Genomic DNA, 26,535 nt, shown 5'->3' on the forward strand with positions numbered 1-26,535 from the left:
TAAATAAACTATCGACAACACTACCACCGCAAACAACGCTAAAAACGCATTTGGTTGGTTGAAGAAGTACAAAACTATTGCTAGTCCGATTAATATTAGAATCGATACTCTAAGCGAAAACCTCGGTACTTTGTCTTTCATAAAATTATTACCTCTTTGCCTTGAGATTTCACCTACATTATGGAAGATTTTTTAACAACGTGCAATCCAGATGCTTAGTTATTTTCTAAATCTTCACCATCAGAAGCAATAACTTTCTTATACCAGTAGTAACTCTTCTTTGGAGTTCTACTGAAATCTCCTTCTTCGTTATCGTCGCGATTTACATAAACGAAACCATAGCGTTTAGCCATTTGACCAGTTCCGGCAGAAACTAAATCAATACAGCCCCAAGGAGTATAGCCAATCAAATCGACACCATCTTTGATAGCTTCTTTCATTTGTTCGATGTGACCTTTGAGATATTCGATGCGGTAGTCATCATCAATTGAACCATCAGCTTTGACTTCATCACGAGCACCTAATCCATTTTCAACGACCATGATAGGAATACCGTAACGTCCATAAACGTCATTTAGGTACCAGCGTAGACCTTTAGGATCCATAGCCCAGCCCCATTCACTGTACTTCAAGTATGGATTCTTCACACCAGTACTGAAGTTTCCAGCAGCGTCAGCTTTACTTTCATCAGTTGTCAAAGCATTTGATGAATAGTAACTGAAACTATAGAAATCAACTGTACCTTCTTTTAGAACCTCACTATCTTCGGCTGTGATGTCTAACTTAACGTCATGTTCATCCCAGAAACGTTTAGCAAAGTGTGGATAGGCCCCACGAACTTGAACGTCACCACAATAGTAATTGTTAATTTCGTTAGCTAGTTGAGCCTTCAAAATATCATCAGGATTAGATGTTAGTGGATAGTTAACGTTACCGGCAATCATACAACCTATCATATTGTCAGAATTGATCTTGTGACCAATTTTAACTGCCAAAGCACTGGCAACGAATTGGTGATGCAAACCTTGTAAGTTAGCTTGGATATCGTCGTTGCTCATCTTAGGATTGAATGGTGCAGCACCGTCTTCAACTGGAAGTCCCAGTGACATGTAGCCACCAAACATCATACCGATATTGATTTCATTAAATGTTAACCAATATTTAACGAGGCCTTTGTATTCTGTAAACAAAGTCTTAGCGTATTTAACGTAAAAGTCGATTACCTTACGATTGCCCCAGCCACCATAAGCTTCAGTCAAATGATATGGCATTTCGTAGTGAGAAATTGTTACCAATGGTTCGATACCATACTTATGACATTCCTCGAAGACATTACGATAAAAGTCCAAACCTTTTTGATTAGGTTGTGCATCGTCGCCGTTAGGGAAAATTCTTGTCCAAGCGACTGACAAACGATAAGTCTTATAACCCATGCCTGCTAGTAACTTAATATCTTCTTTATAGTGGTGGTAAAAATCACTACCTTGGTGAGATGGATAATATTCACCTTGTTTAACGGTCTTAGTGAAGACACGTGGCTTTTCATATGTACCACCTAATAAGAGGTCGGCTGTACTAACACCTTTGCCATCAACGTCCCAGGCACCTTCGTATTGGTTAGCGGCAGTAGCGCCACCCCATAAAAAGTTCTTTGGAAATACTGTCATAATTAAATTCTCCTTCTTTACAATCTATTAATATGGTAACGTTTTCTTCAGTTTGAAAACAAGTTTATTTCAAATCAATTAAATTATCGCCATCATTAACTTGACCATCAGCAACGACTTTTACATCGTTATAGTCTTTACTGTTTGTCACGATAATTGGAGTTGTTACGTCATAACCTTGGTCAGTGATACCGTCAACATCAAATTCCATCAATAATTGACCTTTTTTAATTTCTTGATCTTGTTCAACGTGGCTAGTGAAACCTTTACCTTCTAATTGAACGGTATCCATACCAATGTGGATCAATAGTTCAGCTCCGTCTTTAGAATTGATTCCGATAGCGTGTTTAGTTGGGAAAACGACTGAAACTTTACCGTCTACTGGAGCATAAACTTTCCCTTCGTCTGGCATAATAGCGATTCCCTTACCTAAAGCACCGGAAGAGAAGACTTCATCTTTGACGTCTGCTAATTGAACGATAGAACCTTTGATGGGACTAACAACTGTTTCGGGTGTAACAGGATCTTTTTCTACAGTTTCAGGTGCGACTGTAGTTGTAGCTGAATCTGAGTTTACTGTGGCTGTAGCTAATTGTGGTTCTGCGTTTGTATTTTCAACATGCTCTGGTTTAGAGTTTTCAGCTTTCAAATCTTCTTTGCTGAAACCAAAGAACAATGCCAAAAGCCAGCCAGATAGGAACGAAACTACGAATGAAATCAAAGCACCATAGAATCCCATGTCGATACCCTTAGGACCAATTAAACTAGGCAATGTAAAGACGCCAAGGCCCCCAGTCATGTAGTATCTAGTACCAAATAGACCTAGAACAGCACCACCAATAGCAGCACCGACACAACTCATAGCGAAAACTTTTTTACGTGGCAAAGTAATACCATAAATAGCTGGTTCAGTAATACCAAAGATACCTGATAAGAAAGCTGACCAACCTAGACCTTTAACTTTCTTACTCTTAACTTTCATAATAACAGCCAAAACGGCACCGATTTGAGCAAATGAAGCACCAATTGTTAGAACTAGAATTGGATCACTGTGCAAGTTTTGTAAATTAAGCATTTGTAGTGGAACAAGTCCCCAGTGTAGTCCGAAAATGACAAGAACTTGCCATAAACCACCTAGAACTGCACCAGTGATGATTGGACTCAAACCGTATAGAGCTGAAGCACCAGCAGCTAGAGCATCACTGATCCATGAAGTAATAGGTCCAATGATTAGCAATGTCAAAGGAACGACAACTAACAAGGTGAAAAATGGAACTAAGAATGTCTTAACAACTGTTGGAACAACCTTCTTGAAGTATCTTTCAACTTTAGAGGCCAACCATACGGCTACGATAATTGGAATAACTGATGAAGTATAGTTCATCATGATTACCGGAATCTTCAAAAAAGTAATGTGAATTGGTGAAGATAACATCGTTCCTGAGAACAATGTAAAGAGTGGCTTACCAGCTACAGCGGTAGGATTCAAAGCTACGATAGTTGGATAAACCAAAACCGCACCAATCGTCATACCAATAAACTGATCAACGCCGAACTTCTTAGCAGCTGAAAGTCCTAAGATAACTGGTAAGAAGTAGAAGAATGAATCACCAATGGCATATAGAATCACATAAGTACCAGAGGTCTTAGTAATTAATCCGGAAGTCAAAAGAATTGTTGCCAAACCTTTGATCATCCCGGTAGCAGCCAAAATACCTAAGGCTGGAGCAAAAATACCTGAAATTAAATCAATAAATTTATCAAGAAGGCTCATATTTTCGTCTTCTTCACCATAATCATCAGGAACAGTTCCACCATCTGGGAAACCACCGACTTTGATAACATGGTCGTAAACGTCAGCGACTTCATTACCAATAACAACTTGGTATTGGCCACCGCTTTGAACAACTGTAACGACACCGTCTGTATCTTTTAATTCTTCAGTGCCAGCTTTTTTCTCATCTTTTAATTTAAAACGTAATCTAGTAGCACAGTGAACAACGCTATTAACATTGTCTTTACCACCAACTAACTTAACTATTTTTTTAGCTAAGCCGTCATAATCTTTAATCATAATATCCTCCTTCTCCAACAAAAAAAGCTCAAGACAACATCCCCACACCAAAAGTGTTGAGTAATGTAAGTCTTGAGCTTATGCCTGCCGAACAGTAACACGCTATTTTATTTAATTGTTACGATGAGTCACTCGCCAAACGTGTAAAATCAAGTAAACTTGATCATTTTGGGAAAGTGCCCATCCTTTAGTATTGCGTAAAAATGTAGAAATCTTCTGAACCGTCGCATTTTCATCAGGATACTTCATAATCATCAACTTCAATAAACTCGGATCCAGTTGTTCAGTTGAAGTCTTGTTTGATTTTAGTTTTCTAATTAGAAAATATCGCAAATGTGAAACCAATCGACTGTAATTGAATGATTCATCATCCAAAGTCGTATGATAACTGATTTGGATAATATTAATAATATCCGCAATCATCTTTGATACTTGAATCGTATCTTGCAAAGTTTCCTTTTCATTTTCAAGATTAACGAAATGATAAGTTAGAAAAACTAATTCACCTTTTGGAAACACGACGCCCAAATCTTCTCGAATAATTTCAAGAGCTCGAACAGAAGCTTGATATTCTTTCGGAAATAATTTCTTAACTTCCCAACTAACTGCTCGATCTGTAAACTCAATGTGCTCTTTAGCACGTTTATACGCGAAATTGATATGATCAGCCAAAATCAAATATTGATAGTCGTTAAATTTGACCTTCAAGAAAGCTTCAACGTCTTGAACAATGTCAGTCGTTACGTTAATAATGCCTTCGTCATACTCTTTCAAGGTATCGATTTCATCATTATTAACTGATTTGAATTTTTGAGTGATTTTTGATGCGTCCACCAAATCGCCCGGCTTCTTGCCAAATCCAATTCCTTTTCCAACAATCATCCATTCAACGTTTTCATCATCGACGACAAGAGCGGCATTATTATTATAATTTTTGACAAATTTCACAAAAATACCCTCCTCAAAAAAAATACCCACTAATTTTACACTTATAGTGTAACAATTTAGTAGGTTTATGCCTGATCGAATCAGTAACACGCTTTTTGTTTACGAGCAATATGATAGCGCTTTCTTCGATATCCGTCAAGTCATTTTTTAGAAAAGTTTTATTTCAAAAATAAACAGCAAAATATTTAAAAGTATATTCTTTATTGTTTTTCAATAAATTTATATTGTTTATCAATATAAAATGAGCTAAAATATCCTTAATCACAAAGGAGATTTCGATTATGAAAATCAAAACTACTTTACTAAAAATTGTTACTTTGATTATAGATGCTTTTGTTTTATTCTTTGTAGTCATGTTATCTATGAGCATGCTTAACGCCATTCAAGACCATCCTTTTGAATTATTACCGACCGTTGCTGGTACGACCTTTTTGACTGTGGGTCTCTTAGTCCTTATCATCAGTTACTACTTATTTAGAATTTTCAAACTGATCGACAATCACAATTTTTTTACCCAACAGGCTTTGCACTTTGTTAGAATGGTTCGTTATTTATTCATTGCTTGTTCAGTTGTTTTACTCGCAATTTTACCGATAGCGTATCAAGCAGCCGACATCGATGATGCTCCTGGACTCATTATTGTAGCCTTAGGATTTATCTTTTTCCCCAGTGCAATCGCAGCTTTTATCTCGGTCATGGAAAAAATTCTGATCAACTCGATTCAATTTAAACAAGAAAATGAATTAACAATATAGGAGGTCAAAATGATAAAAATAAATTTGGATCTTCTACTAGTTAAAAAGAATATGACTGTTACTGAATTGGCTGAAAAGGTTGGTATCACGCAAGCCAACATCTCAATTTTAAAAAATGGACGTGCCAAAGCAATTCGTTTTTCAACTTTAGAAAAAATTTGCCAAGCACTAGACTGTCAGCCTGGTGATATCTTAGAATATATACAGGAATGACGGAATGTATATATTGCTCTTTCCTTACTCCTTTAAGCTTCAGCTCATATCTTCACAAAAACATCAAGCAATCTTTAAATAATATAATTTTTCTTATGCTAATATGCAGTTGAAGTTATAGAAAGGAGTCTTAGATTATGTCAGAGACAAAGAAAGTTATTGCCGTAGCTTTAGATATCAATAAGATTCCCTACAATAGTGATGTTGATGTCATTTTTACTCCAGGAACTCAAAAAATTTGGTATACGAGAAATACCCAATCAATTGAGATACCTAAACGGATTTTACTTTTTGATTCACTTTTGAACTCATTTTTTAAGAAATTTTCTAAAAAATCCAATAAGCATGATGTTTTGAAATTTAATTATTTTACTAATAAAGTTGCCCGTTATTTGAAGGATCATCCTTACGATGCAGTTATCTTCGAAAACCAACAACTTAAGAATAAAATTCTTCCCAATTTCAAAAATAAAAACGAATACGTCGTTGAAGATACGATGGCTTAACTTTTACCGATTCCTTTTGGGATCGGTTTTTTTGTGTTTCATTTATTAAAAATAATATTTTTAATAAATGAAATGAAAACGGATTCATATCTTGATATACTATTATATACAATGAATATACATTTAGGGGAGTGAATCTTGATGAAAGGACATCATAAGCATCTGATTGGATATATTTTTATATCCTTTTTTTGGTTATTCTTTGCCGTTTTCTTTAATACAAATACTATTTATGCTTCTGAACCAGCTGGTTTACCTATAAAAGATTATCTATCCGTCTACGACCCTGTAGTCGTTAATCCAGACAATGGTACTAATCTTTTTAAAACGAACAGCGCTCAATTTTTAAATACTGATACTGGACAATTAACCGATGGTTCCGGTTCAACTGAATCAAGCGGCATTCTTGAAAAAACAATTAATACAAATATGGGAACTTACGGAGCTCTATGGTCAAATGAAAAAAATCGTTGGGATTTGTCCCAAAAGCAAAGTATTTCAGCGTGGCTATACTTTGGACCTTATGATAATAATCCTCTAGCAAATGGTGATGGACTTGCTTTTGTGCTACAAAACGACATTAGAAAAGGTCAAGCTATGGGTACTGGATTGCAAGGATTAGGCGTTTACGGGTGGGATTTGACTCACATTGACGATACGGTAAAACCCGCTACTCCAAATATCATTGCTAATACTTCCATTAGAAATAGTGTTGCATTAGAGTTTGACACTAATCTTAACAAAGTAACTGACGATGCATCCCCTACTGAATTACATTACAAAAAGGGAATTTTAGGCATTAAAAGTGATCAATACTTTACCTCACATGCTTTCGATAGTACCGTCATGGATGCTGGAAATCCATCAGACTTTTTTGGAATTCCTTCAGGTGAATTACTTCCTAACTCCTATTTAGGACCTAAAATTTATACAGAAACGATGGATAACGCTGGATCAGGACATATTGCTTTTACTTTGCCAGGAACTCCTTATTCTTACTTCGTCAATATTTTTTCAGATCCACCTTCTAATTATTCAAAAAACCGTGTTTCAACAACTCTTGGTCAATTTCACGCAAACCCACAAAAAGCACAGTTAACTAATGACGATGATTATTTTGGAAACTTAGTTAGTTGGCATCACGTCACGATTACTTGGGAACCCAACGAAGATCTCACTGCTGGAACTTTGAGTTATGTGTACAACGACAAAGATGAAAACGGAATTACCAACAATAATAAATCAACTAATGAATACTTCCGTCGTGTTGAATCTTCTATCAAAGTTCCAATGAGTACCTTTAATCTTTATAACAATTACAACGTTTATTGGGGATTTACAGGGTCTAATAGTAATTATGGTCAAGACAGTGATGATGATGATCCTAATAAAGTTTATGACAAATATGTCAAACTTGAAACCCTACCCGACTCCCCTAATCCAATCGCCAACAGTTCAATAACTGATAACACATTAAACAAAACTATCACTGATCAATCAACTGACATTGACGTCAATAGTAGTGATTCTGTCGATTTAAATTACGAAATTCGTCACGCCAAAGACGATGATACAAAATCCAATTCTGCGATTCTCCCCGATTCACAAAAACCATCTTGGAAAGATATCGTGGCGGCTATCCAAATTCCTGATATGGAAACTTACTTAGATTTTCGCCAAGAAGACAGTCCCAACACTCCCGGGCAAAAACGTATCGGCTATATCGAATATCAAGATGGTACTCAAGATGACCTATTAGTTTCAGACGTATCTTTAACTAGTGGCCAAGCGGAAAGTACTAGTAACAGAGTCGACATTAATAGCCGTTTAATCAACAAAAAGCTTTCCAAAGACCTCGATAACGCCGACAATAAAATTACCAACATCAAAATTTTTGGAACAGCTATTAACAAGGACTTAAAAGACCATCTAGTTCAAAAGGCTCCCGCCTACTTCAATGGTAGCAATGCCATCATTTCAACTAGTTCTCCAGAGTTTAATATTCGTTATGAGAAGAACTGGAGTTTAATGGCTAAAGGGCTTGAAGAAAATTACACGCTCCGTTTCCAACAAGAAAATCCTAATATCACTTTGCCTATCGAACTATCTTACAACCCTGAACAAAAATTTGTCCCTGGAGATGAATTGCTCGTAGATATCAATATCGATAATGACAAAAAAATTCAAAGTAAAATCAACGTCACTGGTAACGATACGACTGAAAAAATCGAAATTCCTATCAATGAAACTATCTTTGATTCCGCAAGTGATTTTTGGAATACTTTCTCATTAGAAAAGAACAATCCTCACCGAATTGAAATCACAGTGACCGATAAGGATTCTAAAGTCTCTAACAACGTCCAATTCTATGTTGAAGTAGTTCCTAACAAAGTTCTTGAAGTTGACGCCTCCAAGAGTATTTCTTTCAAAGACATCAATTATTCTAGTAAAGCTGACTACATCCACCGTAAAGATGATGGTTATGTTAAAGTAACTAGTCGTAACAATCCTTGGCAATTACGTACTCGAGTAGTTACACCATTAACTAAGTCAGGTGACAATGAACAATTCGCTGGTAGCTTGCTTTACATCGACGACGACCAAAGATCTGCACTAAACGATTCGCCAACTTTGATTGAAGAAGACAACCATAGTTATCCTGAAGAAACCGAAACAATGATTTCTGATTCTTGGAAAGATGACACAGGTTTAATCTTGAAACAAACTGGCTTAAATGAAGCCGGTAAGTATACTGGAGTCTTGGAATGGAGTTTAGCTGACGCCGATATTAATTAAGACACACAAAAAGGAGCCTCAATAACTTAGGCTCCTTTTTGTTATCTAATAACGTCTTGAATAGCTTGATCTCCAGCAGAGAAATTGTATTCATTTTTAATTGATGATGGAGTTTGAATAGCTTGAGCAATGACTTTAGCAACATCTGCTCTAGCAACCGATCCACCTTCATAATTGCTTTGAATGTTAACTTTTCCAGTTGCAGGATCATCAGTTAAAGTTCCAGGATGAACGATCGTATAATCTAAGTTTGTGCTACGAAGATACTTGTCAGCATAATGCTTAGCCACGTAATAAGGTCTGATTTCTGAAGCTTCCCACTTAGTACGATCATCACTGTAAACAGCACTAACCATAACGTAACGCTTGATACCTAAGATCTGTGCGGCATCCATAGTCTTGATGGCTCCGTCCAAATCGATTTCAATTGTCTTGTCATATCCAGCACCACCGGCACCAGCAGAGAAGACGATCGTATCGGCACCAGATTCAGCAATGGAATTTTGAATGTCCTTTGGAGATGCTGTTAAATCAATGTATTGAGTTGGAATACCGTCTGCTTGATAAGCTTTGATTTGTTCTTCTTTACGCAAACCAGCTGCAAAATCAATCTTTCTAGCTTTCAACTCGTCAACTAATAAACGACCCACTTTACCATGGGCACCAATAATAAGTACTTTCATTAATAAAACCTCCTCAAGTAACACTACCTTAACAACAATTATTTTATTTTTCCATTATTAAGTATTTTGATAACAAAAAAATCCCAATCACTAAGGATTGAGATTAATTAATTTATTTAATAATTGTGAAGCTATCACGAACATCAAATAATGAGTCGATTGATTCATTGTCTTGAGTCATGCGAATAGCATCGCCAACTAAATCAGTTACAGATAAAACTTTTAATTTATCAAAATGACATTCTTCTGGAACGACAATTGAATCTGAAACTAAAACTTCCATCAAGTCTGATGCTTCTAGGCGCTTGGCAGCATTCTTTGAGAAAATTGGGTGTGTAGCAACGGCAGAAATAGTCTTAGCACCGGCTTTTTTAACAGCTTCAGCACTATTGATCATTCTAGTACCTGTATCAATCAAATCATCAACGATAACACATTGTTTACCATCAACGTCCCCAATAATATCAGGAATAACATTATCGTCTTCAGTTGATCTTTGGTCGACGATAGCAATTTGTGAACCAAATACTTCAGCCAATGAACGAGCACGTTTAGTTGAATTGTGATCAGGAGCTACAAAGACGAAATCGTCAGGGTTCTTGATTTTTTGTTCAAAGTAACTGGCAAAAATTGGCATAGCACGTAAGTGATCAACCGGAATATCAAAGAATCCTTGAATTTGGTCAGCATGCATGTCGATGGCAATTACGCGATCAACTTGTCCCATTTCTAGCATATTGGCAAACAACTTAGCTGAGATAGGTTCTCTAGAACGAGATTTTCTATCTGAACGTGTATAAGCAAAGTATGGCAATACACAAGTAATGCTGTTAGCACTAGCACGTCTCAAAGCATCTACGGCAATCATCAATTCCATGAAGTTGTCATTAACAGGATCAGAAACTGAATGAATAATGTAAACATCTTTTCCACGAATACTTTCGTTCATTTGAATGTTGATTTCACCATCACTAAAATGTGAAACGGTAGCATCCAACAATGGAATTCCCATGTAGTCAGAAATTCTTTTTGCTAATGGTTTATTACCATTTAAAGAAAGTAAAGCAATTTTATCTAATGAGCTATTAGACATTTTTGTCCTCCAAAATTATATAAGCACTGGTCTATCAACAGGTTTACCCTCGTTAGCAATAACTAGTCCCATGTCATTATCAGTTAAGGCACGGTCCTTATTACGAACTCCCGATTGTGAAACTATTGTAAACTTATACTTTAATTTTACACTCAATTGTAGGTATTTATCCAGTATATATGAATCAATTTTTCCATTTAAGTACAGATGATACTCTGGATATTTTTTCATAACGCTTTCAACTGTCTTGATATTATCCTCATTTTTTAATTGGGCAATCGTTAAAGCAATCGCTACTCTTTCAGCAAAGTTTCCCAAGAATTTGTTCTTCTCATCAGGCTTTAACTGTGGCTTGCCAAAAACATTTTGTTTAATATAATCTTCAACATTAGTCATTTATACACCCTCCATATGTCATAGTATAGCTGAGAAAAGATATTAATAAAAGTTAATGATATCGTTATTATTTTCTATCTTTTGTCCAATAATTGTATAATGGAAAAAAGAGAAAGGATGTGTTACTTATGGATGAAATGGTATTTTTTAACCCCGGCGATGCGATTGCTAACTCCAAAGATTATGGCGAAGCAGTTCGTGGAGCACAAATTTATAAAGCAAAGGATCCCTACGAATCATCCCTAGTAGTTGCACAAGATGTTTCCGACAATACGAGCTTTGCGGTTTACTTTGCTAAAGATGAAAAAAAAGACATTAAAGATTCTGATACTGGTATTGTTAAGTATCATTTGAAGAAAAAAGTTTAAAGATTCTAGTAGACTAGCGTAACATTCCGTCCTCCATAGCAAAGAAAATTTTACAGCTGAGCCAACTTTCTTTGCTATTCCGGACTAGATAGTTGTTCTATATTTTTTATGATCAAACAAATAAACATCAATTCAAACAAATGGTTACATGCTATGTCTGAATTGATGTTTTTTAATTTATTGATTTTGCGTAGTTTCTTTAAATTGCCATACTATGCCACTAGCCCCCATATAATGGAATTACAAAACAAATGGAGGCTTGCGTATATGACAACATTTTATATCAAAAACACAAACGAAAAGGATTTGGACCTGGTAACTGCTCTCAACCTTGCTAAACCTTTCGACACAATCAAGCTGGCCGAGGGCGATTATTTTTCCGATAATAAACCTTACTATTTCAATTTGAAAAAAAGTGTCAATATCATTGGTGATAGTTACAATAACCGTGCGATAAAACTCCATGCTTATTTTTTAATTGGTGATAATGTTCAAATCATCCTTAAAAACATGACAATTTCATCTGGTCAAAGTCCCCTTAACACTGTTGCGATATACGATAATGCACATTTTTATGCTGAAAACGTTCGTTTCTTACACCCTCTCAACAACAAATGGAATACGATTTTTTGTAAAAATGCCTCTTTTGCACTTTACAATTCCGTTGTGTCGACTGCTGATATTGAAACCGCTGGTCTGTATCTGGAAAACTGTCCTAATTTGCTCGTCAATGATACGATCAACACTCTTTATTTAAAAAATTCCAATTGTAAACAAAAAGACTGTTTGATTAATCATTCGATTGGCGTTGATTTCCAATCATCATTAACATTTATTCGCATGACTGTAAATGCCAATGATAAATGTCCCGACAGCGATTTTTATGCTCTCAACAATTCAATCGTTGAAGGTCGATACCTTGCTTTTACCACTGATTCGCCAATTGTTGATGTCTTCTCAAGTTCATTTGCTAGTCGTAACTTTTATTCTGACGTCAATAAAATTCAATGGAATATTGATGACGAATCTACCGTACGTGTCGATGGATATCCTCCATACAATAATCGTTCATTTGATTAATAACAAAAACAGCCGAATTTTACGATTCGACTATTTTTTTCATCCAATTATCCAAAAAAGTTAGCTGTTCTTTTGTGTGAAACCAATGCTCTCCATTTTCCATTATCGTTACGTGAGCGTTATGGTTTTCAATGAAATCATTCAAAACTTCATTTGAAGTATGATCATCTTTTTGACCATAAAGAATTTCTGTCTCTATTTGCCAATTGATTGGATGTTCTCTAACAAATTGCAAATATTTCCACGATAAAGTCTTACGGCCTAAAGTGATTTCTTGTTGATTTTTTAAATCTGCTTCAGTTAAATTATTTTTCTTGAGCGTATCAGTGATTGATTTTTCCATATCTAAAATTGGCGAAATAAACAAAGCTTTTTTGATTGGTAAATTTTGCAAAGTTAACATCGAGAAATAGGCGCCAATACTATTAGCCAGCAAAAATATTTGGTCGTATTTTGAAGTCAATTTCTCATAAGTGTCACGGACTTGTTTTTCAACGACCCAAGGCAAATATTCTCGATAATCGACGCCAACCATTTCAAAATCAGGACAATTTTTCTTAAAACGTTCTGCTTCTAAAGCACTGCCACCCTTGCCATGAACATAAATAATCGCTTTTTTCAAAATGCCACCTCAGTTTGTAATGTAATCTAACATGCGATCCAAAATCAATTTGTTTTCTGCGGGCACCGCTGTATTCAAAATATCTTCACTCGACTGATTCAAGACTGAATTTTCAATGTATGGAAAATCATTCACTACCATTTCACGCACATTATCAGCCTTAGGCTCAATGTGAAACTGCAAGCCAATAATTCGGTGATTCATAACAAAACCTTGATTTTTGACTTTATCACTTGAGAATAACAACTTAGCACCTTCTGGGATTTCAAACATCTCCTCATGCCAATGCAAAACTGTCATTTTCTCAGGGATGCCAAAGATTGTTTCATTTTGTCGGTAAACTGGCGCCCAACCTACTTCTTTAGCTGAGGCTTTTTTAATGTCTTTGCCTAGCGTTTTTGCAATTTGTTGAGCTCCAAAACAAGCACCGAATAGTGGTTTATTTTGAACCAGCAATTCTTTGATCAATTGACGTTCTTGCTTTATCCAAGGCAAATCGTCGTTAGGACTCATTGGACCACCAAGAATAACTAGCATATCCGTCTGTTCAGCAGATGGTAAATATCCAAATTGATAAGGATGATAGATATACATTTGATGCCCATGTTCTTGTGACCAATCTTGGATCATTCCAGGACCTTCATTTGGCGTATGTTGCAATACATTTATTCTCATAAGAATTCCTTTCAGACAACGGCAGTGTTTGGTCTGGGTATCGCCTGCAACTGCCCAATATGCAATTATTATAGCATGTCAAAAAAAATAATATTTATTTTGAGTTTCTCTAGATAGAACTCTTAGAGTGACATATTATGACACCCCTCGGTGTTATTCTATGAATGTAAATAGATAAATTAATTGGGGGAATATTTATATGACAAATGCAAAATTTACTTCGATAGATAGCTGGGCAATTTGGGACGTTCCTAATGCTGATTTAACTAACATGACACCAGATGAACGTGAAAAAGCCTTTGGTGACAACTATCAACCAAATCATTTTCCTACGAATAAATTAACTGGCGATATCGATGAACGTTTGAAGAATACGAAATACGTTATCATTGGAATGAACCAAGGCAACGCTGCCATTGATCAAGACAAAGATAAATTATTCTTGAACTTCCATGGTAATAAAGGCAGTATGGATTATCGTTTGGCTGCTGCTTTATACAACACCGAACTTTGAGGCTCTTTTATGACTGATGTATCGCATGTCATTGAAAGTTCAAGTAAAGATGTCGATATCACACAAGACGACGTTATTAATCTTGAAAATCATCTAGACAATCTTGCTATTTCAAAGGATGCTACTCTAGTTGCCTTAGGTGGAAATGTAAATAAAGTTTTGACTAGTTACGCCAAACGTCCTGTAAAAACCATGTATCATTATTCAAGAAGTAACAATGGCAACTGGACAGCTGATAAAGTTCACGAACAAGTAATGAACATCTTAGAAAAATAATTTTCAAAAAAAATCGCTTGGATTAATTTCCAAACGATTTTTTAGTTTTCGTATAATTTCATAGTATCAATCAAACGCTGTTTAACTTCTTTAATCAATGAACTAGGTCCCAAAACTTTCAGTTGATTTCCTTGACTAAAGATCCACAACAATGCCCCTTCAGTAAAAATACTACCTTCAATAATGACACCATTTTCTTTTTTCTCCACAATCCTAGAGCCTGGTAATTTATCTAAAGCAGTCTGTGGATAACTGAAGTATTCAAAACGATAATTGACATCATTTCCCATCTTTAATAGATGAGTTTTATTCAACATTGTTCCCTCATCAACTTTTTTTGAATAAGGAATATTAATAGCCCTTTTACTTGAACTAATTGGAAATTCAAATCTATCTAAGCGAAAAATCCGTGGATTGTCTTTTGGATCAGCGTCCTTTAAAACATAAATCATCACGTAATAGTAAGAAGTATCAAAATACATATTAATAGGGACCCCAATAATATCTTTTGATGCATCACTGCCTTGACGACTACTGTGATATTTAAAAGTGACAGATCTCTTTTTCAAAATGCATTCCGACAAACGTCTAATTCTCTCACGTAAATCATCGCTAACTTTAACCGGTTTGTATTCAGCCATCGTAGCAGATAATAGAATTTTAATATTACGATAAGCACTATCATCAACCAGGTCTAAGATATCACTGAAAAAATCCTTTAATTCTTCTTTTGAAAAAGCCCTAGTTCCTATCAACATCTTTAAGAGTGCTATCGCATCAGCACCGTCAATCAAGCCTTCTCGACTAATGTGATACTCAGAATTCGTTTTATCCAAAATTAATTCTCGATTTGGCATTTGTTGGGCCAAAATTCTTCTGATAAGTTTAAAATCTTTTTGAATAGCAGTTTTATTGGCTTCATAATGCTCAGTTGCCCAATCCATTGTCATTGTTTCATGATTTAAAAATCGTGTAAAAATATTCAAGATTCGATAACGACTACCACTTTTTTCAATATCTTGATATTCAGGATCTAATTTTTCTTTATCATCTTCCATTTTAAATCCCCCTGTCATTTTGATTATATAATGTTATTTTCCCTTAATTAATAGTCTTGCCAAATTTCCTTCCTTAGCATTTAACAGCGCTGGACTTAATTGACGTCGATCAGTGGTCGCCACTAAATTAATGATGCTTCTTCTACGGTCAGAACCCCGCTATCTGAAATATTGTAATTATTGTGATTTTCATTATATTCCAATTTAAAGCGCTCGTTGGCTAAATCTTTATCTGCTAGAACATGTCTGATTGCACTAATATCTCGTAAAATTGTTCTTTTAGAAACACCATAAGCTTCAGCGGTATCTTTTACATTTATTTTCTCACCAAAAAGCATTCTGAATGCAATCATAATGGCTCGTTCTTTACTGTTTAAATCCTTATTAGTCAATGTTTAACATCCCCTCTTTGATCATTTCAAATTCTATCATCGAGGTATGTCATATTATGACATTCCGGCGGTGTTTAAAGACAAAGCTCAATTTTTTAAAAGATAGTAACAAAAAATATCTTTGTAAGCATTTTCAGTCCATAAAATGTTATTCTAAAGAGGATTGATGGCATAAAAAAAGCCAAGCACTCGGCTCGACTTACCCATTAATATATATATTAAATCTGCTTTTTCTCATTTCGAGTGCTTTCTCGAATAGTTTTATAAACCTTCATTCTAGCAACACCGATGTCTCTGACATTTTCCATCGCAAAACGATTAGTAATGCTCTCTTTTCGGGAAATATAATGATACAGTGGTAAATTATCAAGATAAAACTTTCTAGCATGAGCTGCATACTCAACATTAAAAACTTGATCTTCCATCAAATCTAAATCGGTTTGAAACAGCAACTTATGTTCTTCAATGATTGAGCGGACGTAAGCTTTATTCCATGTATAACCCATAACTGTACCGGTCATCTTGATAATGAGTTTAGTTGCTTCTTCACGGCCAACGATACTAGTTTGTCGCTTGGTAAACTTATTTTTGACCTTACCACTCTCAGTTTCGTTAAAGAAACCACAAGTTACCATATCAACATCTTGATCCGAAAAAACTTCTAAAAAATGCTCGACATAATCAAGTTCGACCCAATCATCGCCGTCGATAAAAGTTAAGAATTCGCCATCAGCGTTTTTTAATCCAGTATTTCTAGCTGTTGAAACGCCAAAATTTCGAGCGTGACAAATAACCGAAATCCAATCATATTTTTGAGCATAAGAACGGATTATCTTTTGAGTTTGATCTGTAGAGCAATCGTCCACAATAATTAAATCAAAGTTTCGATTAGTTTGAGCAATCACTGAATCGATCGAGCTGGAAATATAATCAGCTACATTATAAGCTGTCATAATAATTGAAAGTTTATTTCTCACCATAAATCACCTTATTATTATAATACTTCTAATGACCTAAAATACGCAACGACCAGGGGAGGACAAAAAATGAAACGTATATTAAATCTCGAAGGTGCAATAAATTTACGTGAACTAGGTGGATATCCCACTAAAGATGGAACGACAATTAAATATAACAAACTCTTACGTTCAGGGGATATAAGTAATTTAACAGGAAAATCTTTAAGTTATCTTAAAAATTACGGATTACGGTATGTAGTCGATTTCCGTTCCAACAGCGAACAACGGACTTGGGCCGACACAACCTCTGATTTTTATAAAATTTATTCCGACCCCGTCTACCCACTCAAGGGTAACGGTGATAAATTGGCTATGATGATCAACCACGACAATTATTCTTATCTAGGGATGATTTACCAAAGTGTCGTCCTCGATAAACATGGTCAACAAGCTTACAAGATTTTATTTGATTTAATGTTGCATAATGACCAACCAAAACAATCATTGCTCTTCCACTGTGCAGCCGGAAAAGACCGGACTGGAATCGGTGCACTCTTGGTTTTGAAAGCATTAGGTGTAGATGAAGAAACTATTACTAAAGACTATTTACTGACAAACTTGATGTATAGTGACATGGATACGATCGAAAATACTTTAAATGACGAAAACGGCAATCAAGATATCAACAAGATGAATATGACTAAAGCTGATTTAGCTAGTATTACCTCTGTCTTCAGAGCTATTGAGCATTACTATGGAACTTTTGACAATTATTTGGATAAAGCTTTAGGTATTGATAAAGCCAAATTAAAGCAACTAAAGTCGATTTATACTGAATAATCAACAAGTTAATATCTACTTATATCAAACTAGGTTGGAACTGTTGAATTAGCTTTCGTTATAATACAACTACGGGAGAGACGAACCTCACCTCTTACTCAAAAATCCAGCCTGTTCTCTCCCGTATACCGATTTGCAACATTTCCATACCTTGAAGTTTGACTAATACAAAACCTACAATCGTTTTCCTCACTCATTTCCCGATGTGTGAGGTTTTTTTATTTATTTAAGCAAAGTCTAAGAATATTTTGTATAATTAAGTTTCGGATATACAACATGTGACGTTTCTGTGAACTTTACCGAGAATGTCTTCCTATGATAGAGGTTGTCTTGTATACTTATTTTGTCAACATAATGGAGGAATGAATAATGTTTTGTCCAAATTGTGGTCATAAAGTCGATCCAGATCAAAAATTTTGTGATAATTGCGGCTACGCCCTAAAGAAGAAAAAAACTGAAACTACTAATCAAGTTAAAGATGATGACACTATCCGCTCATTGTCAGATATTGAAAATGAATTAAATCAAGAAGATAAATCAGAAAAAGAATCTGAAGCTCCACTACAACAAGCTCCAGCTCAACAAAGAGAGTACGGTTCTTTCGACCAAAAAGCCTTACAAAAAGACTCAAGAGCATGAGACTGACTACCATTCTTTTGAGGATCCAATTAAAGATCCTATCAAGGATCCTTTTGCACCAACAGAAAACGAACGACGGGCTGCTGAAGCTAAGAAAAAAGCTGAACAAACTGACCCTAATGATGGTTTTATCCACAATATGATCAAGTTTGCCAAAAACAATGCTTATATCAGTATTTTTGCAGTCATCATTACAGCTATTTTGTTAGTTGTTAAAAGAAATTACGGTTATATCGCTTTAGCTATCGTTATTATTTTATGGTTCTTATTTTCACAACTTCGTCACGGTAATGAAGTTGGAGCTAACAAAGCTTTAAAGCACGAGACTTCTTTTAACAAAGATTCCGATAATAAGCAACCTGATACAACTACACAAACTACTCATCAAAAAAAACCTAAATACGAATCAGCTGCTGATCGTCTCAGACCAAATCATAAGACAACAGCTCAAAAGACGATTATCGTAGCTTCACTAATTGGTTTCATCGCTTCAATCGGTGGACCCTTCCTAGATGGTTTCTCTCTTTCAGCAACAATTACTAGTGCTGCCAGTCGGACTAGTGCTTACGTTGCTCAACCTGTTTGGATTACCAACGGTGTGTCTGCTATTCGTTTGATCTGTTTCTTGTCACCAGTCATTGCCTTGATTGCCGCTTGTTTCAGATCACGTGGAACGATTCGTTTGGTTAGATTATTTACCTTCCTACCTTCAATCCTCTACGCTGCTTTGTATGTAGTGATTAACTTCGGTTACGTCAACTCATCAATGATTACCGGTCAAGTAGTTGCATCTACTGGTAAATCATTAGGAACTAGTTTTTACGTTCTCTTGATTACTTCAGTTATTTCATTGATTATGGCTTACACTTTACGTCCAAAAGTAAAAATGTAATTAAAAAATATTTCAAAAAGAGCTTACGATGCCTATTCGTAAGCTCTTTTGCTGTTTATATTCGATTATTAAAATTTAAATTGCAAACTAGACCTATCTTATAACCATGATATTTTATATAATACTAAATTGGTATAGATAACTAAGGAGAAAAATATCCTGACGACCGTCTTTTTGAAATTTCTGCTATTTTTAACGATCATCATTGCACCACTTGCTTATCAATCAACAGTACAAAATACCTCGGCAGACACGACTGATTTACAAACGTATGTGCAGGATAATCCACCCTTTACTCCTTCTCCGGATCCGGACAGATTTGTCTTTTATAGAAGAGGTGGATTCATGCAATATTCTACATCTAATTCCATATTAATTAATGATGATTTTTCTTTGAATTTAACTGCTGTCCGCCCCATAGTATGGTGGACATTACATCATATAACTTTAACATATTCTTGGTGGACCTCCGACGACCAAACAAATTGGCAATTAATTCCTAACAATAAGACTGGAAATTTAAAAATTGATTCTTCCAAAACGGGAACCAAATACTATCAAGCTAAGGCTACATATACGATTGATAATAAAGTAATTTTCAATCCTTATTATTCAAAAATAATTAAAGTGGTCATAAATAAGAAACCAATCGATACTGAAGATCTATCCATCAACACTAGTTCCCCCTATCTTTTAAATATTAATAGTTCACTGTTAGATAATATTATTTATGCTACAGGTTTTAGAAAACCAGAAGAAGCCACTGATCCTATAGTGTGGTCGACTAGCGATGACAATTTAGCCCGCGTTAATTCGAAAGGTGAAATTACTCCTGTTAGTGATAAAAATTCCGGTGATGTTTTGATACAAGCTTTAGTTAAGAATTCTATCAATAAAGAATCCAAAGTTGCCCAAAAAGAAATTCGAGTTGGTGGCGGATTAGACGATATTAATGCCAAATTAGGTGAAGATGTAACTTTCAAAGTTCAAGGACTTTCAACAGACAATCGGGATTCATCAAATGATATCTCTGTTATTTGGGCCAAGAAAATTCCTGGTGTAAAAAAATGGCAAAATATAAATAATGCCGATAAAATGAGTCTTACTATTAAAAATATAGATTCACATTTAGATGGCACATTATATCATGCTACCTTTTCGCTAAAAGGCAAATCCTTCAATACAAATGATGCTCAACTAACCATCTCCGACTCAAACGTTGGAATTAACAATCATATTGAAAATATATCTCATTCAAATGGTCCTTTAGATACTCCTAATAATCTGACTAATATTATTGAAAATGACAAATTAAATTATAAATTACATCTGTCTAATGCTAATAAAACTAGTCTTAAAGAAGAAACACTGGTTATTCCATTACCACCACAAGTAGACGTTAAAAAAATAACGATAGATGGACAAAATGTAGAACCACATTACCAAACTGAAAATTTTCAAAAAAGGAATCTATCGATTAATCTAAATCAATTCAAAAATAAAAGTGAACTCGATTGCAATATAAATTTACAAGTTAATACAATTTCAAACAATGCCTCATTCAAGTCGACGCCATCTATTTATGGAAAAAATGCTGATAACACTAGTTATCACAATAATGGTAAACCTATTGAATTTCATTTTATAACTAATACATTGAAACATACAGTACATGACATAAGCTTCAATTCTGTCCATCCTTTTAATATGGAATCATTAATTTATCGTTCCAGTGAAACAAATGCTCCAAATAATATTATCGACTTTACAGATGATCGAAGAAAATTCAGCCCCGTAAAGATTATGGTTGAACAAGAATATAGTTTTTATGATCTCTTTTCCGATACCTACCTACCTGCCACTTTACAAATGTATGATGCTACGAATAATACTTCTCAGGATATCTTACATAACCCTGTTCTCATAGCTACCTCTGCGGATAATCAAAAACTTCACTATCTAAATTGGAACAAAAATGAAGGATTACTCTTAAAATTACAGCCGGGACCTATCAGTGTCGGTACATATAGAACTCAACTCAATTGGACCTTTATAGAGTCAACTTAATTGTACAAACAGTATGATGCCGCCACTTTTCATTGGATAAGTCCCTAGAATGTTTATACTTAAAAGTAAGGGGAATGGAAATGAACTAAGTAGTTTCCAATCTTCGAAGTCTCGCAAGAGCATACATCTACCAAGACGTCACCGATTTAAAAGAATCTTAATTAAGGTAGTTGTAGAATGGGATAGTATCAAAATTTGGGTCGAATCGAGATGAGGCAAAATCGAAAATAAATTCGGATTTTGCAGTATCAATCAATGTTAATTCATAAAAATCGTATTTGGAGTAAGCTTCTGCCCCTTTTAATAAACAGTAAGCTATTAATTTTCATAATGAATCCTCCGAAAACACAAATTAGTCTAGACAAAAAGGCCTCAGGATAGTCAGTGTCGTACTGAATCCCGAGGTCATTTTTGTGTCTATTTTTCTAAGAAGAGCATTCTATCAGCGATATTAGTAATTATGCCATCAACACCCCAACTCAACAATTCTTGAGCGCGATTGATATCGTCAACCGTCCAAACGTTGATTTCGTAACCATAATCTTTCATTTTTTTTACTTTATCTTCAGTCAAACCATTACTGTCTGGGTGAACGATTTTAGCATGGCAAGCTTGCATAACTAAATTCCAGTCATCTCCCAAAGTAGCCTTACTGAACAAAACGGCGTACTTCAAGTCTGGTTTTAGTCGATACATTTTTTCCAACATGATGGGATTAAAACTAGAAATAATCAATTCCACCTGATCATCCAAACGATCCAAAGCTTCAGCAAATTTTTCAACTAATTTATCAGCTAAATAATTGGCATTGTCCCCCACAACACCTTTTAACTCGATATTAGCATTGATCTTGTGGATATTAAGAAAGTCGATTAGTTGGTCCAAGGTAGGTACCTTTTCACCACGGAATCTCTCGGCAAACCAATAACCAGCATCAGCATTTTTTACTTCGGAACTGTCAACTGTCTCAATCGAACCAGAAATATTAGTCGTTCGGTCTAATTTATCATCATGGATAACAAAAACTTGTTCATCTTTAGTGATACTAAGATCAGTTTCTATCCACTTCACATCACGATCAGCAACGGTATTAAATGATGCCATGGTATTTTCGGGTGCTAAGGTAGGTATTCCTCTATGCGCAACAATTTTTTTTGACATAATAATCCTCCAATAGATAGAGTATACAACAATATGCAAGTAACAAAAAAACCGAGAGTACATTTATATTCTCGGTTTAATAGCATTTTTAAAATTAATTATCGGTATACTTAATTAAGCTTGGTAACGTGAAACACCATCAAGATATGTTTCTGATAAGCTCATATCATCGTTCAAAACGATAAAGTCAGCGTCACGACCATCAGAAATGATACCACATTTATCAAGAACTTTTGAACTTTTAGCAGCTGTATAACTGGCCATTTCAACAGCTTCTTCGTCTGTAGCAATGTTCCAGTCAACAACGTTCTTGATAGCTTCGTTTAACATAAGGATTGAACCAGCTAAACTATGTGGTTCTGCCTTTAATCTAGCAGTTCCGTTAGCAACGACAACAGGTAATTCACCTAATACGTAGTCACCATCTGGCATCAAACCTGCACGCATACAATCAGTGATCAAGGCAACATGTTCGGCACCCTTCTTTTCGATTACGATTCTTGCAGCATAAGGATTTACGTGGTGTCCGTCACAAATCAATTCGTCATCTACTAAGTGCATTGAAAGAGCTGCACCAACCATACCAGGAACTCGGTGATTCAAACCGCTCATACCGTTGTATGTGTGTGTAAATCCAGTAGCACCAGCTTCAACACAGGCCTTAGCTTGTTCGAATGTGGCATCACTGTGACCTAAATAAACAGCAACGTTATCAGAAGCTACTTCCTTAACAAATTCAGCTGAACCTTTTCTTTCAGGAGCGATTGAAATTTTCTTAATCATGCCATGAGCAGCATCTTGCCAGTCATTAAATTCGTCAACATCTGGATCTCTGAAGTATTTAGGATTTTGAGCACCTTTGTGTTTTTCTGTATAGAAAGGTCCTTCAAAGTGGATTCCTTGAACTTTAGCACCAGTAATCTTTTTGTAATTATCACCAATTGTGTGGCAAATACTCAAAAGTTGGTCGTGTGAAGCTGTCAAAGTTGTTGGCAACCATGAAGTAACACCAGCTTTTAGTAGACCCTCTGACATTTCGTTCAACTTGTCAAAATCATCATCCATAACATCATGACCTACAAGACCATGAATGTGAGTATCTACAAGTCCAGGAGCGATAAATTTGTCTGAATAATCAACAATTTTACCTTCTGGTTTGTTACCATCGGCTGGAATAAATTTACCAAATTTACCATCGTCAGTAACCTCTAGATAACCCCCATTTTCAGTTGTGTTCTTTAAAAAGAATTTCTTAGCATGAATATAATATGACATCGTTTTTCCTCCTTAATTTACTCCATAATTATAACACTCTACTTGGTCTATACCTTATAATTGACCCAAAAAAATCCCTTTTCGAAAGTTATATGAAAGGGTTTCACATATCGATCAATAAGGGATTACTGTATCTATCTTTGGTAACGGCTTACTCCGTCTAAATATGTTTCGCTCAATTCCATGTCTTCATCTAATACGATAAAGTCAGCGTCACGACCTTGTGCGATAATACCACATTTGTCATCAATATAAGTACTCTTAGCTGGTACATAACTAGCCATCTTAACTGCTTGAGCTGGTGTAGCGATGTCCCAGTCAACAACGTTTTTAACGCCTTGTTTCAATTGTAAAATACTTCCGGCTAAATTGTGTGATTCGTCTTTTAGTCTTGCTGTACCGTTTTCAACGATAACTGGCAATTCACCTAAAACGTAATCACCCTCTGGCATCAAACCGGCTCTCATACAATCTGTAATCAAAGCGACGTGGTCAGGTGTTTGGGCGTTGATCAACATCTTAACAGAGAATGGATGTACGTGGTGACCATCACAAATCAATTCGTCATAAATTCCATCCAAGCCCATAGCTGCACCGGCAACTCCTGGTTCACGATGTGTAAAGCCTCTCATACCGTTAAAGGCATGTGTGAAGACACTAGCTCCAGCTTCAACAGCTTTTTTAACTTGAGCAAAAGTTGCATTAGTATGTCCAATCGCAACCGCTACATCATTGGCTGTAACTTCTTTGATGAAATCAAGTGCACCATCACGTTCAGCTGCGATTGAGATCTTCTTGATGATTCCATGAGCAGCATCTTGCCAATCATTGAATTCTTCAACACTTGGATCTCTAAAATACTTAGGATTTTGAGCACCCTTGTGTTCTTCAGTATAAAATGGACCTTCAAGATGAATACCTTGAATCTTAGCACCTGTAGCCTTTTGATAATTATCACCAATTGTTTTACATACGTTCAAGAACTCTTCGTGTGAAGCTGTTAATGTTGTTGGCAACCATGAAGTAACACCTGTCTTAAGTAAACCTTCTGACATTTCGTTGATACCTTCAAAGTCATTATCCATAACGTCATGTCCACAAGTTCCATGAATATGTGTGTCGACTAGACCTGGGGCGATGAATTTATCTGAGTAATCGACAACTTTGCCTGCTGGCTTTTCATCCTCTTCAGTGAAATATCTACCAAATTTCCCGTCATCAGTGACTTCTAAATAGCCACCATGTTCAGTAGTATTGTGTAAAAAGAATTTCTTTGCATGAATATAATACATTTCCACATCTCCTCCAAATATATAAAGTATTATAGCACCAGAAATCGGTCTATACCATACCTTTTGCAATAAAAGGTTGAAACAAATTAATGTCTCAACCTTTTAAAAGTTTTTATTCGTAATCGTGAATCGTTACACCTTTAACAACACGGTTAACAGTACCACTAGCTGATGGTGTATCAGGAGTGTTATTAACCTTGATTGAGTTCATCAATGCAAATGTTTGAGCAAATACTACATCAGGCAATGCTTGGTAAAGTTCTGGAAGATCCTTATCGCCAGCCTTAATGAAGAAGTTGTCACCTGAGAAATCATTGTCAGTAGAAGTACCAACGCCAACAACTTTTTCACAGATTTCATCAGCTTTGATTTCTTCCAAGATATCAACATCGTATTGACGAGTGTATTTATCATTGCTTAAGAAATCAAAGACAATTGTTTTGCCGTTAACATATGATTTTGGACCATGACGGAATCCCATTGATGAATCAAAGATTGTTGTCAAAGCACCAGCAGTTAGTTCAAGAACTTTCAATTGGGCTTCACGAGTAAGTCCTGAAAGTGAACCACTACCAAGGTAAGTAATGCGATCGTAATCTAAGTCAGCATAGGCTTGAATTTCATCTTCACGGCTGATGACTTCTTGACCCATCTTGATCATCGTATCGACCCAAGCAGCTTTTTTGTCTTCAGCATTTGTATCAAAAATCAATGCGGCCGTTAAAGTCATACAAGAGAAGCTTCCGGTCATGGCGAATCCCTTATCATTTGAAAGTGCTGGTTGAAGAAGCAAGAGATTAGCATCTTCAGTTTCAGCTTTCTTTGCTAAATGTCCTTTTGGAGCACAAGTGATAGTAATTTGATACAAATTCTTAACGAGTTTTTCAGCTAGTTCTACAGTGGCAACACTTTCTGGTGAATTACCACTTCTAGCAAATGATACTAAGATAGTTGGATCTTCACTTCTTAGATTGTCTAAAGGAGCAGATACAATATCAGTTGTGGAAATGCTTTCAAAGACAAAACGTGATGTATCGCCAACACGATTCAAATATGGTCTTAAGGTATCCCCTACATAAGCTGATGTACCAGCACCAGTGAAGATAACTCTAATTTTTTGATCTGCAAACTTGTCTGTAATCTGCTTTAAAAAGCTATCTATTTCTGATTTTTTATTAGTGTAGTTTTGGAAGGCCTCTTTCCATAAGTCTGGTTGTTGTTGAATTTCACGGGTTGTAATTTTAGCACCCATTTTTTCTAGTTCTTGATCTGTTTTAGTAAACATGATATTGAA

At 35.5% G+C, this 26,535-nt stretch carries 27 protein-coding genes; 12 read left to right on the forward strand and 15 right to left on the reverse strand.

Annotation, left to right across the window (positions count from 1 at the left end; all coding sequences use genetic code 11):
- Nucleotides 1-215 precede the first annotated feature (215 nt).
- The 3 genes from FC88_RS04730 to FC88_RS04740 all read right to left on the reverse strand — a co-directional run bounded on the left by FC88_RS04730 (nucleotide 216) and on the right by FC88_RS04740 (nucleotide 4,689).
- Entirely contained in the window at nucleotides 216-1,667 is a 1,452-nt protein-coding gene (locus FC88_RS04730; RefSeq protein ID WP_057813308.1) for a glycoside hydrolase family 1 protein, read from the reverse strand.
- A gap of 64 nt (nucleotides 1,668-1,731) precedes the next feature.
- Nucleotides 1,732-3,741, reverse strand: a complete 2,010-nt coding sequence (locus FC88_RS04735) for a beta-glucoside-specific PTS transporter subunit IIABC (protein WP_057813310.1) — start codon at nucleotides 3,739-3,741, stop codon at nucleotides 1,732-1,734.
- A gap of 111 nt (nucleotides 3,742-3,852) precedes the next feature.
- Nucleotides 3,853-4,689: a PRD domain-containing protein gene (locus FC88_RS04740; RefSeq protein WP_057813312.1), complete on the reverse strand. Its 837-nt coding sequence runs from the start codon at nucleotides 4,687-4,689 to the stop codon at nucleotides 3,853-3,855.
- A 281-nt stretch (nucleotides 4,690-4,970) separates the two neighbouring features.
- Between FC88_RS04740 and FC88_RS04745 the strand changes: the two genes are divergently transcribed.
- The 4 genes from FC88_RS04745 (at nucleotide 4,971) to FC88_RS04760 (ending at nucleotide 8,959) form a co-directional block, all read left to right on the forward strand.
- Entirely contained in the window at nucleotides 4,971-5,444 is a 474-nt protein-coding gene (locus FC88_RS04745; RefSeq protein ID WP_057813314.1) for a DUF2975 domain-containing protein, read from the forward strand.
- A 9-nt stretch (nucleotides 5,445-5,453) separates the two neighbouring features.
- Nucleotides 5,454-5,657 carry a helix-turn-helix domain-containing protein gene (locus FC88_RS04750; RefSeq protein WP_057813316.1) on the forward strand — a complete coding sequence of 68 codons (204 nt, stop codon included), beginning with the start codon at nucleotides 5,454-5,456 and terminating at the stop codon, nucleotides 5,655-5,657.
- Nucleotides 5,658-5,794: 137 nt separating this feature from the next.
- Nucleotides 5,795-6,163, forward strand: a complete 369-nt coding sequence (locus FC88_RS04755) for a hypothetical protein (RefSeq protein ID WP_057813318.1) — start codon at nucleotides 5,795-5,797, stop codon at nucleotides 6,161-6,163.
- A 138-nt stretch (nucleotides 6,164-6,301) separates the two neighbouring features.
- Complete coding sequence (locus tag FC88_RS04760; RefSeq protein WP_157060424.1) at nucleotides 6,302-8,959, forward strand: hypothetical protein; 2,658 nt, start codon at nucleotides 6,302-6,304, stop codon at nucleotides 8,957-8,959.
- A gap of 41 nt (nucleotides 8,960-9,000) precedes the next feature.
- Here FC88_RS04760 and FC88_RS04765 read toward each other — a convergent pair whose 3' ends face one another.
- From FC88_RS04765 to FC88_RS04775, 3 genes are all read right to left on the reverse strand, one after another.
- Nucleotides 9,001-9,642, reverse strand: a complete 642-nt coding sequence (locus tag FC88_RS04765) for an SDR family oxidoreductase (RefSeq protein ID WP_057813322.1) — start codon at nucleotides 9,640-9,642, stop codon at nucleotides 9,001-9,003.
- Between the two features lie 112 nt (nucleotides 9,643-9,754).
- Nucleotides 9,755-10,735: a ribose-phosphate diphosphokinase gene (locus FC88_RS04770; RefSeq protein WP_057813324.1), complete on the reverse strand. Its 981-nt coding sequence runs from the start codon at nucleotides 10,733-10,735 to the stop codon at nucleotides 9,755-9,757.
- A gap of 15 nt (nucleotides 10,736-10,750) precedes the next feature.
- A complete protein-coding gene (locus tag FC88_RS04775) occupies nucleotides 10,751-11,131 on the reverse strand; it encodes a YueI family protein (protein ID WP_010018294.1) in 381 nt (126 codons plus the stop codon).
- 128 nt (nucleotides 11,132-11,259) lie between these two features.
- On the opposite strand from FC88_RS04775, the gene FC88_RS04780 reads away from it, so the two are divergent.
- Both FC88_RS04780 and FC88_RS04785 read left to right on the forward strand, forming a co-directional pair.
- Nucleotides 11,260-11,499: a hypothetical protein gene (locus tag FC88_RS04780; protein WP_057813326.1), complete on the forward strand. Its 240-nt coding sequence runs from the start codon at nucleotides 11,260-11,262 to the stop codon at nucleotides 11,497-11,499.
- 267 nt (nucleotides 11,500-11,766) lie between these two features.
- Complete coding sequence (locus FC88_RS04785; RefSeq protein ID WP_057813328.1) at nucleotides 11,767-12,579, forward strand: hypothetical protein; 813 nt, start codon at nucleotides 11,767-11,769, stop codon at nucleotides 12,577-12,579.
- Nucleotides 12,580-12,598: 19 nt separating this feature from the next.
- Here the strand turns inward: FC88_RS04785 and FC88_RS04790 are convergent, their stop codons facing one another.
- Together FC88_RS04790 and FC88_RS04795 are read right to left on the reverse strand one after the other, a co-directional pair.
- Nucleotides 12,599-13,201, reverse strand: coding sequence for an alpha/beta hydrolase (locus FC88_RS04790; protein WP_057813330.1), 603 nt, complete (start codon nucleotides 13,199-13,201; stop codon nucleotides 12,599-12,601).
- A 9-nt stretch (nucleotides 13,202-13,210) separates the two neighbouring features.
- On the reverse strand, nucleotides 13,211-13,876 hold the full coding sequence (locus tag FC88_RS04795; RefSeq protein ID WP_057813332.1) for a type 1 glutamine amidotransferase: 666 nt from the start codon (nucleotides 13,874-13,876) through the stop codon (nucleotides 13,211-13,213).
- A gap of 199 nt (nucleotides 13,877-14,075) precedes the next feature.
- Here FC88_RS04795 and FC88_RS04800 point away from each other — a divergent pair, with 199 nt between their 5' ends.
- Together FC88_RS04800 and FC88_RS04805 are read left to right on the forward strand one after the other, a co-directional pair.
- The gene (locus FC88_RS04800; RefSeq protein ID WP_057813334.1) at nucleotides 14,076-14,390 is read left to right on the forward strand and encodes a hypothetical protein; all 315 of its coding nucleotides are present in this window, start codon (nucleotides 14,076-14,078) and stop codon (nucleotides 14,388-14,390) included.
- A gap of 9 nt (nucleotides 14,391-14,399) precedes the next feature.
- On the forward strand, nucleotides 14,400-14,666 hold the full coding sequence (locus FC88_RS04805) for a hypothetical protein (protein WP_057813336.1): 267 nt from the start codon (nucleotides 14,400-14,402) through the stop codon (nucleotides 14,664-14,666).
- Between the two features lie 41 nt (nucleotides 14,667-14,707).
- Here the strand turns inward: FC88_RS04805 and FC88_RS04810 are convergent, their stop codons facing one another.
- The 3 genes from FC88_RS04810 to FC88_RS04820 form a co-directional block, all read right to left on the reverse strand.
- Nucleotides 14,708-15,724, reverse strand: a complete 1,017-nt coding sequence (locus FC88_RS04810) for a helix-turn-helix transcriptional regulator (protein WP_057813339.1) — start codon at nucleotides 15,722-15,724, stop codon at nucleotides 14,708-14,710.
- Nucleotides 15,725-15,846: 122 nt separating this feature from the next.
- On the reverse strand, nucleotides 15,847-16,116 hold the full coding sequence (locus FC88_RS04815; RefSeq protein WP_057813340.1) for a helix-turn-helix domain-containing protein: 270 nt from the start codon (nucleotides 16,114-16,116) through the stop codon (nucleotides 15,847-15,849).
- 218 nt (nucleotides 16,117-16,334) lie between these two features.
- Complete coding sequence (locus FC88_RS04820; protein ID WP_235526902.1) at nucleotides 16,335-17,069, reverse strand: glycosyltransferase family 2 protein; 735 nt, start codon at nucleotides 17,067-17,069, stop codon at nucleotides 16,335-16,337.
- 93 nt (nucleotides 17,070-17,162) lie between these two features.
- On the opposite strand from FC88_RS04820, the gene FC88_RS04825 reads away from it, so the two are divergent.
- The 4 genes from FC88_RS04825 to FC88_RS04840 all read left to right on the forward strand — a co-directional run bounded on the left by FC88_RS04825 (nucleotide 17,163) and on the right by FC88_RS04840 (nucleotide 21,513).
- Nucleotides 17,163-17,915, forward strand: coding sequence for a tyrosine-protein phosphatase (locus FC88_RS04825; RefSeq protein WP_057813344.1), 753 nt, complete (start codon nucleotides 17,163-17,165; stop codon nucleotides 17,913-17,915).
- A gap of 369 nt (nucleotides 17,916-18,284) precedes the next feature.
- Nucleotides 18,285-18,554, forward strand: a complete 270-nt coding sequence (locus tag FC88_RS04830) for a zinc ribbon domain-containing protein (RefSeq protein WP_057813346.1) — start codon at nucleotides 18,285-18,287, stop codon at nucleotides 18,552-18,554.
- 139 nt (nucleotides 18,555-18,693) lie between these two features.
- Nucleotides 18,694-19,446: a hypothetical protein gene (locus FC88_RS04835; RefSeq protein ID WP_057813348.1), complete on the forward strand. Its 753-nt coding sequence runs from the start codon at nucleotides 18,694-18,696 to the stop codon at nucleotides 19,444-19,446.
- Between the two features lie 174 nt (nucleotides 19,447-19,620).
- On the forward strand, nucleotides 19,621-21,513 hold the full coding sequence (locus tag FC88_RS04840) for a hypothetical protein (protein WP_149029867.1): 1,893 nt from the start codon (nucleotides 19,621-19,623) through the stop codon (nucleotides 21,511-21,513).
- 417 nt (nucleotides 21,514-21,930) lie between these two features.
- On the opposite strand, the gene FC88_RS04845 is transcribed toward FC88_RS04840, so the two are convergent.
- From FC88_RS04845 to FC88_RS04860, 4 genes are all read right to left on the reverse strand, one after another.
- A complete protein-coding gene (locus FC88_RS04845; RefSeq protein ID WP_057813352.1) occupies nucleotides 21,931-22,674 on the reverse strand; it encodes a glycerophosphodiester phosphodiesterase family protein in 744 nt (247 codons plus the stop codon).
- A gap of 114 nt (nucleotides 22,675-22,788) precedes the next feature.
- The gene (nagA, locus tag FC88_RS04850) at nucleotides 22,789-23,949 is read right to left on the reverse strand and encodes an N-acetylglucosamine-6-phosphate deacetylase (RefSeq protein ID WP_057813354.1); all 1,161 of its coding nucleotides are present in this window, start codon (nucleotides 23,947-23,949) and stop codon (nucleotides 22,789-22,791) included.
- 134 nt (nucleotides 23,950-24,083) lie between these two features.
- Nucleotides 24,084-25,241 (reverse strand): N-acetylglucosamine-6-phosphate deacetylase, encoded by a 1,158-nt coding sequence (gene nagA, locus FC88_RS04855; RefSeq protein WP_057813356.1) that lies wholly within the window; start codon nucleotides 25,239-25,241, stop codon nucleotides 24,084-24,086.
- 112 nt (nucleotides 25,242-25,353) lie between these two features.
- Nucleotides 25,354-26,526 (reverse strand): SIS domain-containing protein, encoded by a 1,173-nt coding sequence (locus FC88_RS04860; protein WP_057813358.1) that lies wholly within the window; start codon nucleotides 26,524-26,526, stop codon nucleotides 25,354-25,356.
- Nucleotides 26,527-26,535 lie beyond the last annotated feature (9 nt).

This window comes from Companilactobacillus futsaii JCM 17355 (assembly GCF_001435505.1).
GTDB lineage: Bacteria > Bacillota > Bacilli > Lactobacillales > Lactobacillaceae > Companilactobacillus > Companilactobacillus futsaii.